This is a genomic window from Burkholderia ubonensis subsp. mesacidophila (genome assembly GCF_002097715.1).
Classification (GTDB): domain Bacteria; phylum Pseudomonadota; class Gammaproteobacteria; order Burkholderiales; family Burkholderiaceae; genus Burkholderia; species Burkholderia mesacidophila.
In genome coordinates this window covers 192,007-206,802 of sequence record NZ_CP020739.1, presented here as the reverse complement: position 1 = coordinate 206,802, position 14,796 = coordinate 192,007, and the positions used below count along the sequence as shown (strand labels likewise).

Sequence of the window (14,796 nt, the reverse complement as noted above, 5' to 3'; positions counted from 1 at the left end):
CCGCCCGTGCAGGAAGGTCAGTACTTGCGGGTCGGCAGCACCTGCGCCGCGACGTTCATCGGGAACACCGTCTCGTTCGTCACGATCCGCTTGGGCAGCGGCTTGCCGGCGACGACGTCCTTCACCGCGCTCATCAGTTGCGGGCCGAGCAGCGGGCTGCATTCGACGTCGACGTTGATCTTGCCGGCGACCATCGCCTGGAAGCCGCCCTTCGTCGCATCGAACGACACGACGCTCACGTCCTTGCCGGGCTTGATCCCGGCTTCCTCCATCGCCTGGATCGCGCCGAGCGCCATGTCGTCGTTGTGCGCGTAGACGACGTTGATCTGCTTGCCGTAGGTCTTCGCGAACGCTTCCATCACCTGCTTGCCGCCGGCGAGCGTGAAGTCGCCGCTCTGCGACGCGATCACCTTGAATTTCGGATTGCTCTTGATCACTTCGAGCAGGCCCGCGCGGCGATCGTTGGCCGGCGCCGAGCCGACCGTGCCCTGCAGCTCGACGATGTTGACCGGGCCCGCGTCGTTCTTGTAACGCTCTTCCAGCCAGTGGCCCGCGCGCCGCCCTTCCTCGAGGAAGTCCGAACCGATCATCGTCACGTACAGCGACGGATCCTTCACGTCGACGCCGCGGTCGGTCAGGATCACCGGGATGTGGGCCGCCTTCGCTTCGGTCAGCACGGGCTCCCAGCCCGATTCAACGACCGGCGAGAACGCGATCACGTCGACCTTCTGCGCGATGAACGAACGGATCGCGCGAATCTGGTTCTCCTGCTTCTGCTGCGCGTCGGAGAATTTCAGGTTGATGCCGGCGTCCTTCGCCGCGCCCTTTACCGACACAGTGTTCGCGGTGCGCCACGCGCTCTCCGCGCCGACCTGCGAGAACCCGAGCGTGATCGGCTTTTGCTGCGCGAACGCGCCGGGCGCCAGTACCGTCGCCGCGGCGACGAGCGCACCGGCCGCCAGCTTCCTGATGAATGTCATGGTCCGTCTCCGATGATGTCGTTGTATGCCGCGGCGCTGTTCTGTTTCTGCTTGGCGCGGGCGCGGCCGGCCCGGCATGCACGCCCCGCATCAGTCTAGGAACAAGTCCGATAACCTTCCAATGAAATATTGGATTGAAGCGATATCGATATCGGCATACGTATAAACACCTAAGCGGGCGGGCGATCGCGGTCTGGCGCACGATTTTTGCTGCCGGCACGGCGGACCAGGCCGCAGCCTGCGCCGGGCAAGGAGCGACGTGCGAACGCGAATCAGCCTCTTGCGAGCCACTGGTCGAGACTGATGCGGCCGAGTCGCGCTGGCCCGAGCGGCACCAGCGATTTTTCCTCGACCCGGCCGCCGTAGTAGCGGGCGTCGCGATCGGTCACCACCGCGCGCGTGTCGCCGACCGACTTCAGATAGCGCGCGACGATCTCCGCGAACGGTGCGCGATCCGGGCCCGCGATCTCGACCGTGCCGTTCAGCGGCCCGGCGACGGCGATCTGCGCGAGGAGCACCGCGACGTCTTCCGCGGCGATCGGCTGGAACAGTCCGTCGCCGATGCGGACCGTGCCGCCTTCCGTGCCGAAATCCGCAATCCCGCCGATGAACTCCATGAATTGCGTGGCGCGCACGATCGTATACGGCACGCCCGCCGCTTCGATCGCCTGCTCCTGCGCGACCTTGGCCGCGAAATAACCGTTCTCCGGCATCCGGTCGCAGCCGACGATCGACAGCGCGACGTGATGGCGCACGCCTGCGGCCACTTCGGCCTTGCCGAGATTGCGTGCCGACGCGCGGAAGAAGTCCAGCACCGCCTGCGGTTCCCATGACGGCGCATTCGCCACGTCCACGACGACGTCCGCGTCCGTCAATGCGTCGGTCAGGCCTTCGCCCGTGATGGTATTGACGCCGGTGCGCGGCGATGCGGCAAGCGCCTGATGGCCCGCTTCACGGAGCAGCGTGACGACACGCGAGCCGATCAGGCCCGAACCGCCGATGACTACGATCTTCATCGCAAAATCTCCTGACGAAAGGATTTCAATGGAACGCGTGCGGCACGTGACGGGCGCCGTATCCGATGAAGGCGGTCATGACCGTCGCATCGCGTGGCGCAATTGTGGAAGAATCATGTCCTATCCATCAGTGCCAAGAATCGTCGATCGGACTGGTCCATGCCGTGTCTTTTCGCGTCATCCACGAGACCGAGATGTCTGCGCAAACGCCCACACTGACCATCGAAATCGATCGACAACATCAGTTGCCGATCTATCTGCAGATTTGCGAGCGGTTCAGGACCGCGATCGCCGCGGGCCATCTGCGTCCCGGCGATCGCGTGCCCGCGCTGCGCGGTCTGGCGACGCAACTGAACACGGCGCGCGGCACCGTCGAGCAGGCTTACACGATCCTGGTCGACGAGGGATATCTGCAAATGCGCGGCGCGGCGGGCACGTTCGTATCGCCGTCCCTGCCGAAATCGCTGACGCGGTCGGTGCCCGCGCGACCCGACGAACACGCACGGCAAGTCGAAAACGACGACTTGCTCCGAGCGCCGGGCATGTCGCGCGACAGTCCGTCTCCGCAGCGCCCGCAGCCAATCGCCGTCGCGATGAGCGGCGAGCCGCGCCCGTTGCAACCCGGGGTCCCGGCGCTTGACGCATTTCCGCGCAAGGTGTGGCATCGGCTCGTGTCGCTGCGCGCGCGCAGCGGCGAACGCGCGCTGCTCGGCTACCCGCATCCGGCAGGTTATCGGCCGCTACGCGAACACATCGCCACCTATCTGGCGCTGTCGCGCGGCGTCACCTGCGTGCCGGAACAGGTGTTCATCACCAGCGGCTACCGCGCAACGCTGGAACTCGTGCTGCGCAGCCTCGCGCGTCCGAACGACCGTGTATGGTTCGAGGATCCCGGCTATCTGCTCGCGCGCAGCTTTCTTTCCGAGACAGGCGTGCAACTCGTCCCGGTGCCGGTGGACGCCGATGGAATCGACGTCGAGCGCGGCATGCAACTGGACGCGCAGGCACGCTTCGCGCTGGTGACGCCGTCGCATCAGAGCCCGCTCGGGCACACGCTGTCGCTTTCCCGACGCATTGCACTGCTGGATTGGGCCGAAAAAACGTCGGGCTGGATCGTCGAGGACGACTACGACAGCGAGTTTCGCTATCTCGGCCGCCCGCTGCCGGCGCTGAAGAGCCTCGACCGGCGGGATCACGTGATCTATTGCAGTACCTTCAGCAAGGCGATGTACCCCGGTTTGCGGCTTGCGTACGCTGTCGTGCCGGAACGCGCGGTGGAGCGCGTCGAGCGCGTGGCATGCAGCATGAATGCCGGTTCGCCGACGCTCTTGCAGGCGGCGTTGGCGGATTTCATCGAACAGGGGCACTTTGCCCGGCATCTGAAGCGCATGCGTACGCTGTACGGCGAGCGACGCACGCTGATCGTGCATGCATTGCGGCAGGCGTTCGGCGAGCGGCTGATCGTCGAATTGCCGCCCGGCGGCATCCAGTTCGCGGTGCGGTTCGCCGAGGGGCCCGACGGGCCGGTCGACGATGTCGCCGTTGCCGCGCGTGCCCGCGACGCGGGACTCGCGGTCTTGCCGCTGTCGATCTGGTACACGAACAGTCACACACGGCAAACGCCGCGCGGCCTCATCATCGGATTCGCGAACATCGCCGATGCGGCCGAAGCGCACCGTCACGCGCAAACGCTGCGCGCGTGCCTGGACCGCTGACACGCGGTACGCAGCAACTGCGTGCAACGGGAAACATGCAATCGCCCCGGACGTCAAGGACGTCAAGGACGTCAAGGACGTCAAGGACGTCGAAAAATTTTCGCATTTGACTTGAATCAAGGCTACCGTCTTCCAGCACTCTCACACTGTATTCATCATCGCGACGCAGGCATTAGCCAGCTATGGAAGACATCGATGTCAAAGCAAGTGACCGATGCCTATCGTGTGGTTGCACCGCAGTTCGACCGGCAGCAAGGAAGGATGAAAAAGATGCTTCTCTTGCCGTTGTCACTGCTACCGATCGTCATCGCGATCGGCAGCTTCCCGTCGCTTGCTCGCGCTGAGGACGGAGAGCGTCTCGCCCAGCAGCTCTGTGCCACTTGCCACGGTGCTCACGGACACAGCGAATCACCCATGTTCCCGCGCTTGAGCGCTCAGACACCGGAATATCTCACCATGCAGCTCAAGGGCTTCCGCGAGCACACGCGAGGCGAGACGCATGCGCGCGCGTATATGTGGGGTATCGCGTCGCGACTCGACGATGTGACGATCGCATCGCTTGCCGACTATTACTCGCATCAGGAACCGGTGCATGGCAAGGCAGGCGACGCCACGCTGATGGCGAGAGGGAAGGATATTTTCGAGCATGGCGCCCCGGACCGGGGAACCCCGGCATGCGCGTCGTGCCACGGCCCGCAAGGCCAGGGTGCCGGCATATTTCCACGGCTTGCAGGACAACACCAAAACTACTTGCTTCGGCAGATCGAGTTCTTCAAGAACGGGACGCGCGCCAATGCCCCCGTCATGACGGCCGTTGCTCACACACTGGATTCCGACGACGCCAAAGCGGTCGCCACATGGCTCGAATCGCAGTAGTGTCGGCGACGATCCCTACAAGGATCAAGGTCACCGCAATTCGAGCCAGTTGAGAGATTCCGGCATGTTGCCATTGGCACAGATACGCTCCGCGCTGCGTCATTTCATGCGGTACCAGGCGATGCCGCCGTTATCGCGTTTCATCTCGGCTTCGCGCCGATGCAGCAGATAATTCAGATGCGCAATGCGCTCACCGGCGGCCACCTCCAGCAGATTCGGATCGGATCCTGTGGAACAAATGACCTACGTGACTTCGATGGCAACCTGCACGGCGAAAACGGCCAGCATCAGCACGAATTCATACCCCACCTCCCGGAAAACGGACTGGTTCAACCCAGAATTCACCAGACGGATTCCAGCGCACCTCGACGCACCACCCAGACAACCATCACAAATCTTTTAACTTTCCGTGAGGACTTCGGTACCGGCCCGTCCCTACGCTGTGCGCATGTTTCCAGGACCTGCACCCAGGAGCCCACCATGCACACCCGCAGACGCTTTCTGTTCGCCGGCGCCACCGGTCTCGCGGCGCTCGCCGCGCTGACCTCCGCGGGCCGCCGCACACTGTTGCGCAGCGCCGTCGCCGCCCCGGCCGGCGGCTTCGAAGTCACCCGCAGCGACGCCGAATGGCATCGGCTGCTGACGCCCGCCCAGTACGACATCCTGCGCGAAGCCGGCACCGAGCCGCCGTACAGCAGCCCGCTGAACGACGAGCACCGGCGCGGCACGTTCGCGTGCGCGGGCTGCCAGCTCCCGCTGTTCTCGTCGACGACGAAGTTCGACAGCCATACCGGCTGGCCGAGCTTCTGGGCGCCGCTCGATCACGCGGTCATCACGAAAACCGACCTGTCGTTCGGAATGATCCGCACCGAAGTGCTGTGCCGCCGCTGCGGCGGCCACCTCGGCCACGTGTTCGACGACGGGCCGAAGCCGACCGGGCTGCGCTACTGCATGAACGGCCTCGCACTCGCGTTCCACCCGGCTTCGGCCTGATCCCGCCCCGACACCTCCCGGAGACTGCCCCATGCTGCTCATCGTCCTCGCCTATCTCGGCGGCGTGCTCACGATCCTGAGCCCGTGCATCCTGCCCGTGCTGCCGTTCGTGTTCGCGCGCGCCGACCAGCCGTTCACGCGCACCGGCCTGCCGCTCCTCGTCGGCATGGCGCTCACGTTCGCCATCGTCGCGACGCTGGCCGCCGTCGGCGGCGGCTGGGCCGCGCAGGCCAACCAGGCCGGCCGCTGGGCCGCCCTCGCGCTGCTCGCGGTGTTCGGCCTGACGCTGCTGCTGCCGCGGCTCGCGGAACACCTGACCCGCCCGCTCGTCGCCGCCGGCAACCGGCTCACCGGGCTCGCGCAGCGCGACGGCCGCCCGGCCGGCCCCGGCTCGTCGTTCCTGCTCGGCATCGCGACCGGCCTGTTGTGGGCCCCGTGCGCCGGGCCGATCCTCGGGCTCGTGCTGACCGGCGCCGCGCTGCACGGCGCGAACGTCGGCACGACGCTGCTGCTGGTCGCGTATGCGGCCGGCGCGGCGACGTCGCTCAGCGTCGCGCTCGTGATCGGCGGCAAGGTGTTCGTCGCGATGAAGCGCTCGCTCGGCGCGGGCGAATGGATCAAGCGCGGGATCGGCGCCGCGCTGCTGGCCGGGGTCGGCGCGATCGCGCTCGGCCTCGATACCGGCGCGCTCGCGCAGTTGTCGACGGTCACCACGGGCGGGCTCGAGACGAAGCTCGTCGACCGCCTCACCGGACGTGGACGCGGCTCGGCCGCGCAACCGCCGCCAGCCGCGACGGGCGCCGCAGGCGGCGCGACGACTGGCGTCATGGCCGCCGCAGGCACGCCCACGCAGCCGGACGGCGCGATGATGCGGGCCGCGGACGCGTCACCGCAACCAGCCACGCAGGCGATGCGCGCCGCCGCCGCCGCACCGGCCGCGCTGCCGGTCGAAGGCACGCTGCCGTCGCTCGACGGCGCGGTGCAGTGGCTGAACTCGCCGCCGCTCACGACCGCCAGCCTGCGCGGTAAGGTCGTGCTCGTCGACTTCTGGACCTATTCGTGCATCAACTGCCTGCGCACGCTGCCGTACCTCAATGCGTGGGCACGCAAGTACGCGCCGTACGGGCTCGTCGTGATCGGCGTGCACGCGCCGGAATTCGCGTTCGAGCGCGACATCGGCAACGTCCGCAAGGCCGTCCACGATCTCGGCATCCGCTATCCGGTCGCGATCGACAACAACTATGCAATCTGGCGCGCGTTCGGCAACGAATACTGGCCGGCGCACTACTTCGTCGACGCGCAGGGCCGGATCCGCCGCCACCACTTCGGCGAAGGCGAATACGCGGAATCGGAGCGCGCGATCCAGGCGCTGCTCGCCGAAGCGGGGCATCCCGACGCGCTGAAGGTGCCGGTCGGGCTTGCGGGCGCGCCCGCGCAAGGCGCGCAGGCCGCCGCCGACAACGCGGACGTCCGGTCGCCCGAAACCTACGTCGGCTATGCGCGCGCAGACGATTTCGCGTCGCCCGGCGGCGTGGTGCGCGACGCCGCGCATCGCTACGACGCGCCGGCCCGGCCCGGCCTGAACGACTGGGGCCTCGCCGGCACGTGGAAGGTGGGCGCGGAGGACGCGGCGCTCGCGGCGCCGGCCGGCCGGATCGTCTACCGCTTTCATGCGCGCGACCTGCACCTCGTGCTCGGGCCCGACGCGAACGGCCGGCCGGTGCGCTTCCGGGTCACGCTCGACGGCGCGGCGCCCGGCGACGCGCACGGCGCGGACGTGGACGCGCACGGCTACGGCACCGTGACCGGACAGCGGCTGTATCAGCTCGTCCGCCAGTCCGGCCCGATCGCGGATCGCACGTTCTCGATCGAGTTTCTCGACCCGGGCGTGCGCGCGTATTCGTTCACGTTCGGCTGAGCGCCGGCGGACACCCGGTAGCGCTTCATCCGGTCTTGCACAGGAGTACATCGTGAACACGACATCATCGCGCCACTCGCCCCCGCGACGCGGGGCCGTCGTCCGGCATCGCCTCGCCGTTCTCGCAGTCGCCGCCGCGGCCGCGTTCGGCTATCAAGGCATCGTCAACTCCGCCGAACCGGTCGCCGCCATGCCGGCGCCTGCGCTCGACGAAACGCCCGCTGCATCGCACAACGAGACGGCCGTCTTCGCCGGCGGCTGCTTCTGGGGCGTGCAGGGCGTGTTCGAACACGTGAAGGGCGTGAAGCAGGTCACGGCCGGCTACGCGGGCGGCATGGCGGCCACCGCGCACTACACGCTCGTCGGCACCGGGCTGACCGGTCATGCGGAATCGGTCAGCATAGTCTACGATCCCGCGCAGATCACCTATGGGCGGCTGCTGCAGATCTTCTTCTCGGTCGTGCACGACCCGACCGAGCTCAACCGCCAGGGCCCCGACGACGGCACGCAGTACCGGTCGGCGATCTTCCCGACCAACGCGCAGCAACGCGCGGTCGCGAACGCGTACATCGCGCAGCTCGGCAACGCGCACGTGTTCCCCGCGCCGATCGTCACGCGCGTCGAGCCGTTCAACGGGTTCTATCCCGCCGAGACCTATCACCAGAACTATCTGGAGCTGCACCCGGACGCGCCGTACATCGCGATCAACGACCTGCCGAAAGTCGCCGGGCTGAAGCAGCTGTTCCCGTCGATCTACCGGTCCGACGCGGTGCTGTGGCGGCAGACGCGACTCTGACCGCGTCAGGCGCGCGCCGCCGGCCGCCGCCATCGAGATCGAGGCGCGCGCAACGATCCGCTTCGGGCACGTCGTCGTGCCACGCGGATCGTTGCGCGTTGCCGCGGATTCCATCGCACGCAATCACGTCGAACTTCGGCGCCCGTCGCACCGCCGCATCCCCCTCCTGCAGGCACGGATTCGTAGAGAACAACCCTAGCCCTGCCGCGCAAGGCCGGCTCCCCCCGGCCAACTTCGCGTAGACTGGATCACGGCGGCCGCTCGCGTTCGGCGGCGGTCGCCGCTCCCGCCCCGGAAGGAGACGTCAAGCATGCGTATTGCGCCTTTGCTGGACAGCAATCCTGTCGAACCGCCCGCCGGCGCGCAGACGCGCGACCTGCGGCGCGTGCCGATTCACCCCGATCACTGGTATCCGCTCGCCTGGTCGCGCGAGGTCAAGCGCGGCGGCACGCTCGGCGTGCGCTTTGCCGGCGATCCGATCGTGCTGGTGCGCACCGCGTCCGGCGCGGTCTTCGCGCTCGAGGACCGTTGCGCGCACCGGCAGGTGCCGCTGCACGCGGGCGTCGTGACCGGCGAATCGATCCGCTGCTGCTATCACGGCTGGACCTACGACTGCACCGGGCGCTGCATCGACGTGCCCTACCTCGGCCGCGAGCGCCTGCCGAACGGCGTGCGCGCGTATCCGTGCCGCGAGGTGCACGGCCTGATCTTCGTGTTTCCCGGCGACGCGGCGCTGGCCGGCGAGCGGCCGCTGCCCGAGCTGCCGTCGGTCGCGGACAGCGCGTACAAGACGCGCCGCTTCGGCCGCGAGGTCAAATGCCACTACTCGTTCATGCACGAGAACCTGATGGACATGAACCACCAGTTCCTGCATCGGCGGCAGATGGGGCAGATGCGCGCGCGTTCCGTGGGCCGCCGCCGCGGCGAGGACTGGGTCGAGGTCGACTATACGTTCGCGCGGACGGAGGGCAAGCAGCCCGTCGGCGAGGCGCTCGTGTTCGGCGCCAGCAGGAAGGCCGGCGACCAGACCGACAAGAGCGTGATGACGGTCCGCACCGGCTATCCGTACCAGACGCTGCGGATCCTCTCGAGCGAAGGCACGCTGGTGATGGACCTGTGGATCGTCTACGTGCCGCTCGACGCGGCGCAGCGCACCAACCGCACGTTCGGCCTGCTGTCGATCCGCAAGCCCGGCATCCCGTTCGCGCTGGACCTCGCGTGGCCGCTGCTCGTGTGGTTCACCGAACGCATCTTCAAGGAAGACCGCTGGATCGTCGAGCTCGAGCAGGCGGCGCACGACGCGCAGCGCGCCGACTGGAACCACGAGGTGTTTCCGGTCATCAACGAATTGCGCGACCTGCTGCGCCAGTGCGGCGGCCGCGCGGTGATCCCGATCCACAACGCGAGCGAAGGCGCCTGATACCACGAATGCATGCGGCGCCACGGTGCGCCACATGCATTCGCTACAGACGAAACGCGCCCGGCAGCAGCGTTTGCGCGTTGGTCACCTCGATATCGCCCTTCAGGTTGCCCAAGATCACCTCGATGTCGGGCGCGCCGATTTCGACGATCACCTGACGGCACGCGCCGCACGGCGCGACCGGGTCATCCGTGTCGGCCACGACCGCCAGCCGCGCGAAATCGCCCGGACGATAGCCGGCCGCGATCGCGGCAAAGAGCGCCGTGCGTTCCGCGCAGTTGCACAACCCGTACGACGCGTTTTCGACGTTGCAGCCGTGAAAGACCGTGCCGTCGCGCGCTTCCAGCGCCGCGCCGACCTTGAAGCGCGAATACGGTGCGTACGCGCGTTCGCGCGCCGCCTTGGCCTGTTCGATCAGTTTGTCTCGTTCCATTGCGACGACGCCTCGAGTGATGGAAGTAGTGTGGGTGGATACGATGCCGCGCGCATCAGTCGACCCACTGATGGATCGTCGGCGGCGGCGCCTCGCTGGCGTCACCCACCGTGTAGATCCGCTGGACCTCGGCGACCGCGCGCGCGGCGGCGTCCGCGTCGCGCGCATGCACGAAGCCGAGCGGCTCGCCGGCCGCCACGCGCTGGCCGAGCTCCGCCAGCGCCGACAGCCCGACGCCGTAATCGATCGCGTCTTCCGCGCGGGTGCGGCCGCCGCCGAGCGCGACGACCACCAGCCCGAGCGCACGGCAATCGACCCGCTGCACCACGCCGCTCGTGCGCGCCGGCACCGGCACGGTCACGGCGGCCCGCGCGAGGTGACGCGCGGGCGCGTCGATCAGGTCCGCCGGGCCGCCCAGCATCGCGATCATCTTCGCGAAGCGCTCCGCGGCCGCGCCCGAATCCAGCGCCTGCTGCAGCATCGCGTGCGCACGCGCGGCGTCTCCCGCCAGCCCGCCGGTGACGAGCAACTGCGCCGACAGCGCCATCGTCACCTCATGCAGCCGCGCCGGCCGCGACTTGCCGGTCAGGTAGTCGATCGCGCACGCGACCTCGATCGCATTGCCCGCGCACGGCGCGAGCGACTGGTTCATGTCGGTGAGGATCGCGGTCGTCTTCATCCCCGCGCCGTTGCCGACGTCGACGATGCTGCGCGCCAGCTCGACCGATTTCTCGACGGTCGGCATGAACGCGCCGGAGCCGACCTTCACGTCCATCACGAGGCCGTCGAGCCCCGCCGCGAGCTTCTTCGACAGGATCGACGCGGTGATCATCGCGACCGACTCGACGGTCGCCGTGATGTCGCGCGTCGCGTAGATCCGCTTGTCCGCCGGCGCGAGCTGCGCAGTCTGGCCGATGATCGCGACGCCGACGTCGCGCACCGTGCGGCGAAACGCCTGCGTGTCCGGCGTGACGTCGTAGCCGGGAATCGCGCTCAGCTTGTCGAGCGTGCCGCCGGTATGGCCGAGCCCGCGCCCGGAAATCATCGGCACGAAGCCGCCGCACGCGGCGACCATCGGGCCGAGCATCAGCGACACGACGTCGCCGACGCCGCCCGTCGAATGCTTGTCGATCACGGGCCCGCCCAGGTCGAGCCCGCGCCAGTCGAGCACCTCGCCCGAATCGCGCTGCGCGAGCGTCAGCGCGACGCGCTCGTCGACGCTCAGGTCGTTGAAATACACGGCCATCGCAAAGGCCGCGACCTGGCCTTCGGTGACGCTCCCGTCGGTCACGCCGCGCACGAACGCGGCAATGTCCTCGCGGCCGAGCGGCTGGCGGTCGCGCTTCTTGCGAATGAATTCCTGCGGCAAAAACATCGTCGAACTCCTCAATAGGAAGATGGCCGGACCGCGCCGGCGCCATGGCCGAGCACGGCAAGCAGATTCGCGAGCAGGCTCGACGCGCCGAAGCGGAACGTCGCGGGCGTCGCCCAGCCCGGCCCGAACACCTGTTCGGCGAGCGTGAGATAGGCGGCCGCCTCATCGGCTGTGCGCACGCCTCCCGCCGCCTTGAAGCCCACCGCGCGCCCCGACTCGCGGATCGTGCCGAGCATGATCGCGGCCGCGTCGAGCGTCGCGTTGACGGGCACCTTCCCCGTCGACGTCTTGATGAAATCCGCGCCGGCCTCGATCGCGATCTCGCTCGCCTGCCGGATCAGCGCCGGCTCGCGCAGCTCGCCCGATTCGATGATCACCTTCAGGCACTTGCCGGCCGCGGCCGCGCGGCATTGCGCGACCAGCTCGCGGCCGATTTGCGCATCGCCCGCGAGCAGCGCGCGATACGGAAACACGACGTCGATCTCGTCCGCGCCGAGCGCGGCGGCGTCGGCGGTTTCGCGCGCCGCCGCGTCGGGCGGCAGGTCGCCGGACGGGAAGTTCGTCACGGTGGCGATCGGCAGCGCGAGGCCGCGCGCCGCCAGCGCGGCGCGTGCGGTTGCAACGAAGCGCGGATACACGCACAGCGCCGCGGGCGTGCCGACCGGCGTGTCGGCCGATGCGGCCAGCGCGTCGATCCGGGCGTCGGTGTCGTCGTCGTTCAGCGACGTCAGATCGACGAGATGCAGCGCCTTGAGCGCCGCCTCGGCCAGCAGGTTGCGTGACACAGGGTCGGTGGGGGAAGCCTTCATGCGGGCAAATCTCGCTCAATGCAGGGAAAAGAACAGGCCGGCGATCGCGGCGCTCATCAGGTTCGACAGCGTCGCGGCCGTCAGCGCGCGCAGGCCGTGCCGGGCCACCTCCGAGCGGCGTTCCGGCGCGACCGCGCTGAAGCCGCCCGCGAGGATCGCGATCGACGAGAAGTTCGCGAAGCCGCACAGCGCGAACGACACGATCGCGATCGTCTTCGGATCGAGCGCCGCCGCGCCGCTCTTCAGGTACGGCGACAGGTCGCCGTACGCGACGAACTCGTTGAAGATCAGCTTCTCGCCGATGAAGTTGCCGGCCAGCACCGCATCATGCCACGGCACGCCGATCATCCACGCGAGCGGCGCGAACACGCGGCCGAGCAGGCCCGGCAGCGTGACGTGCGGAAAGCCGGCCAGCGCCGCCGCGCCGCTCACGATCAGGTTCATCAGCGCGATCAGCCCGACGAACGCGATCAGCATCGCGCCGACGTTGATCGCGATCCGCAAGCCCACGGACGCGCCGGACGCGGCCGCCTCGATCACGTTGGCGGCGCGCTTGTCATCGAAGTCGAGCCCCTCGACGACGATGCGGCTCGGCTCGACGGTCGGGAACAGCAGCTTGCCGAACAGCAGCCCGCCCGGCACGGCCATGAACGACGCGGCGAGCAGGTACTCCATTTTTACGCCGAGGCCAGCATAGCCGACCAGCACGGAGCCCGCAATCGACGCCATGCCGCTTGCCATCACCGTGAAGATCTCCGCGCTCGTCATCTGCTTCACGAACGGCTTCACGAGCGCCGGCATCTCGCTCTGCCCGAGAAAGATCGTCGCGACGGCCGAGCACGCTTCGATCCGGCTCACGCCGAGCAGCTTCGCCAGCGCAGCTCCAAGGATCGCGACGATCCATTTCATCACGCCGAGGTAGTACAGCACCGCGATCAGCGCGGTGACGAAAATGATCATCGGCAGCACGCGCAGCCCGAACACGAAGCCGCCGTCGCCGAACAGCTGGAACATCCGGTTGTCGACCAGCCCGCCGAACACGAACGCGATGCCGTGGTTGCCCATGTCGAGCACGCGGTTGACGCCGTTCGCGGCCGTCGCGAGCGCCGCGCGGCCCACCGGCACGAACAGCACGAGCGCGCCGATCGCGAGCTGCGTGAGGAGTGCTGCGATCATCGTGCGGCCGCGCACCGCGCGCCGGTTGTTCGACAGCAGATAAGCGATCAACAGCAGGAACAGCATGCCCGACAGACTGCGCAGAATATCCACGTGGTGCCCCCTCTCTCATTGTTGGAACGTGCTCGCCGGGAGCGAGCCCGTCAAATGCCCGCGCCGCATCCGGCGCGGGCCGGTGTAACGCGCATGGCCGCCGTCACTCGGCCGGTACGCCGTGCTGCCAGTGTGCCCAATCCTTCACGATCGCGTTGACGAGCGGCGAACCGGCGAGATAGAGATTGTCGAGCGCCGGCACGAACCCGCCCTGGCTCTGATAGTCGAGCAGGTTGTCGACGTCCGAGCCGCCGGGCGGCGGACGGTCGAAATCCGAGCCCGAGCGCAGCACGGCCACGCGCTGCGGATCGGCCAGCCCCGCCGCCGCCGCGCGCTTGATCACCTCGAACGTCGCATTGTCTTCCTGCTGCGTCGTGCAGTACACCCCCTTGCCGTCGGTCAACAGGCGCGTCCATTCGCTGGCGCGCTCGCCGAGCTTGGTGCCGGAGAACCACGTGTCGCCCGCCAGCGTGTCGCACTGGATCACGGCCGGGCGCTGGTTGGCCGGCGCATCGGGATACTTCGCGCGATAGGCGGCCGCCTCCTTGCTGTCGTGCAGCGTCACGCCGCGCGACAGCGCGAGCGCCTTCTGCAGCAGCGCCTCGTTCAGCTGGAAGACTTCGGTCCGGTAGTCGAGCGGCGGCTTGTCGGTTTCGCTCTTCGTGTTGATGCCGAGATAGCCCGACTTCCAGCCGGCCGGAATCTCGCGCGCATCCAGTTCCCACTGGATGCCGAAGTCGACCAGGTAGCGGGCCCACGCCGCCGAGCCGAGCGTGCCCTGCGCGGGATCGATGCCGGCGATGCCGGTGACGAGGAAGTAGGTCCGGCGCAGGTCGAACCGGCGCGAGTAGACCAGCGCAGCCATCGAGGCCGCCGCGTTCGCGTGGCCCATCCCGGTCGTCAGCACGCAGACGTCGTCGCGCGTGCAGCTCACGGCCGGATAGTCGGGCGACAGGCCCGGCACCGCGATCCGCTGCAGCGGCCCGAGACGATCGAGCCATGCCTTGCCTTCCGGCCCGAACATCGTGACGATCAGCACCTTGACCGGGCGCGGCCGTCGCGCGCCGTCGCCTGCCGCATGCGCACCGTTCGCGAACGTGCCCGCCAGCGCCAGCACGGCAAGCAGTTGAAGCACTCTCTTCTTGATCATGAAAATCCTCGCGTGAAGCGTTCTTTGGTTCTCGTGATGGCGTCGG

At 68.2% G+C, this 14,796-nt stretch carries 13 protein-coding genes; 6 read left to right on the top strand and 7 right to left on the bottom strand.

Annotation, left to right across the window (positions count from 1 at the left end; genetic code table 11):
* Nucleotides 1-17: 17 nt before the first annotated feature.
* Both B7P44_RS33250 and B7P44_RS33245 read right to left on the bottom strand, forming a co-directional pair.
* Entirely contained in the window at nt 18-980 is a 963-nt protein-coding gene (locus B7P44_RS33250) for an ABC transporter substrate-binding protein (RefSeq protein WP_084910283.1), read from the bottom strand.
* A gap of 272 nt (nt 981-1,252) precedes the next feature.
* Nucleotides 1,253-1,996, bottom strand: coding sequence for an SDR family oxidoreductase (locus tag B7P44_RS33245; protein ID WP_084910282.1), 744 nt, complete (start codon nt 1,994-1,996; stop codon nt 1,253-1,255).
* Nucleotides 1,997-2,190: 194 nt separating this feature from the next.
* Between B7P44_RS33245 and pdxR the strand changes: the two genes are divergently transcribed.
* The 6 genes from pdxR (at nt 2,191) to B7P44_RS33215 (ending at nt 9,714) form a co-directional block, all read left to right on the top strand.
* Nucleotides 2,191-3,711 (top strand): MocR-like pyridoxine biosynthesis transcription factor PdxR, encoded by a 1,521-nt coding sequence (gene pdxR, locus B7P44_RS33240; protein WP_084910281.1) that lies wholly within the window; start codon nt 2,191-2,193, stop codon nt 3,709-3,711.
* A 261-nt stretch (nt 3,712-3,972) separates the two neighbouring features.
* Nucleotides 3,973-4,587 (top strand): c-type cytochrome, encoded by a 615-nt coding sequence (locus B7P44_RS33235; protein ID WP_084910280.1) that lies wholly within the window; start codon nt 3,973-3,975, stop codon nt 4,585-4,587.
* A gap of 480 nt (nt 4,588-5,067) precedes the next feature.
* Nucleotides 5,068-5,580, top strand: coding sequence for a peptide-methionine (R)-S-oxide reductase MsrB (msrB, locus tag B7P44_RS33230; RefSeq protein WP_084910279.1), 513 nt, complete (start codon nt 5,068-5,070; stop codon nt 5,578-5,580).
* Nucleotides 5,581-5,611: 31 nt separating this feature from the next.
* Entirely contained in the window at nt 5,612-7,498 is a 1,887-nt protein-coding gene (locus B7P44_RS33225; protein ID WP_084910278.1) for a cytochrome c biogenesis protein DipZ, read from the top strand.
* Between the two features lie 52 nt (nt 7,499-7,550).
* Nucleotides 7,551-8,294 carry a peptide-methionine (S)-S-oxide reductase MsrA gene (gene msrA / locus B7P44_RS33220; RefSeq protein ID WP_084910277.1) on the top strand — a complete coding sequence of 248 codons (744 nt, stop codon included), beginning with the start codon at nt 7,551-7,553 and terminating at the stop codon, nt 8,292-8,294.
* A 310-nt stretch (nt 8,295-8,604) separates the two neighbouring features.
* Nucleotides 8,605-9,714 (top strand): Rieske 2Fe-2S domain-containing protein, encoded by a 1,110-nt coding sequence (locus B7P44_RS33215; protein WP_084910276.1) that lies wholly within the window; start codon nt 8,605-8,607, stop codon nt 9,712-9,714.
* Nucleotides 9,715-9,757: 43 nt separating this feature from the next.
* On the opposite strand, the gene cdd is transcribed toward B7P44_RS33215, so the two are convergent.
* The 5 genes from cdd to B7P44_RS33190 form a co-directional block, all read right to left on the bottom strand.
* Entirely contained in the window at nt 9,758-10,147 is a 390-nt protein-coding gene (gene cdd, locus B7P44_RS33210; protein ID WP_084910275.1) for a cytidine deaminase, read from the bottom strand.
* A gap of 55 nt (nt 10,148-10,202) precedes the next feature.
* A complete protein-coding gene (gene deoA, locus B7P44_RS33205; protein WP_084910274.1) occupies nt 10,203-11,522 on the bottom strand; it encodes a thymidine phosphorylase in 1,320 nt (439 codons plus the stop codon).
* Between the two features lie 11 nt (nt 11,523-11,533).
* Nucleotides 11,534-12,331, bottom strand: coding sequence for a deoxyribose-phosphate aldolase (gene deoC / locus B7P44_RS33200; protein WP_084910273.1), 798 nt, complete (start codon nt 12,329-12,331; stop codon nt 11,534-11,536).
* A 15-nt stretch (nt 12,332-12,346) separates the two neighbouring features.
* Nucleotides 12,347-13,600 carry a NupC/NupG family nucleoside CNT transporter gene (locus tag B7P44_RS33195; RefSeq protein ID WP_084910272.1) on the bottom strand — a complete coding sequence of 418 codons (1,254 nt, stop codon included), beginning with the start codon at nt 13,598-13,600 and terminating at the stop codon, nt 12,347-12,349.
* Nucleotides 13,601-13,703: 103 nt separating this feature from the next.
* Nucleotides 13,704-14,750, bottom strand: coding sequence for a purine-nucleoside phosphorylase (locus B7P44_RS33190; protein ID WP_084910271.1), 1,047 nt, complete (start codon nt 14,748-14,750; stop codon nt 13,704-13,706).
* Nucleotides 14,751-14,796 lie beyond the last annotated feature (46 nt).

What these genes read in the sequence shown, in the direction of transcription:
- B7P44_RS33250 (WP_084910283.1), bottom strand. Translation starts at nt 980, where the DNA reads ATGACATTCATCAGGAAGCTGGCGGCCGGTGCGCTCGTCGCCGCGGCG.
- B7P44_RS33245 (WP_084910282.1), bottom strand. Translation starts at nt 1,996, where the DNA reads ATGAAGATCGTAGTCATCGGCGGTTCGGGCCTGATCGGCTCGCGTGTC.
- pdxR (WP_084910281.1), top strand. Translation starts at nt 2,191, where the DNA reads ATGTCTGCGCAAACGCCCACACTGACCATCGAAATCGATCGACAACAT.
- B7P44_RS33235 (WP_084910280.1), top strand. Translation starts at nt 3,973, where the DNA reads ATGAAAAAGATGCTTCTCTTGCCGTTGTCACTGCTACCGATCGTCATC.
- msrB (WP_084910279.1), top strand. Translation starts at nt 5,068, where the DNA reads ATGCACACCCGCAGACGCTTTCTGTTCGCCGGCGCCACCGGTCTCGCG.
- B7P44_RS33225 (WP_084910278.1), top strand. Translation starts at nt 5,612, where the DNA reads ATGCTGCTCATCGTCCTCGCCTATCTCGGCGGCGTGCTCACGATCCTG.
- B7P44_RS33215 (WP_084910276.1), top strand. Translation starts at nt 8,605, where the DNA reads ATGCGTATTGCGCCTTTGCTGGACAGCAATCCTGTCGAACCGCCCGCC.
- cdd (WP_084910275.1), bottom strand. Translation starts at nt 10,147, where the DNA reads ATGGAACGAGACAAACTGATCGAACAGGCCAAGGCGGCGCGCGAACGC.
- deoA (WP_084910274.1), bottom strand. Translation starts at nt 11,522, where the DNA reads ATGTTTTTGCCGCAGGAATTCATTCGCAAGAAGCGCGACCGCCAGCCG.
- deoC (WP_084910273.1), bottom strand. Translation starts at nt 12,331, where the DNA reads ATGAAGGCTTCCCCCACCGACCCTGTGTCACGCAACCTGCTGGCCGAG.
- B7P44_RS33190 (WP_084910271.1), bottom strand. Translation starts at nt 14,750, where the DNA reads ATGATCAAGAAGAGAGTGCTTCAACTGCTTGCCGTGCTGGCGCTGGCG.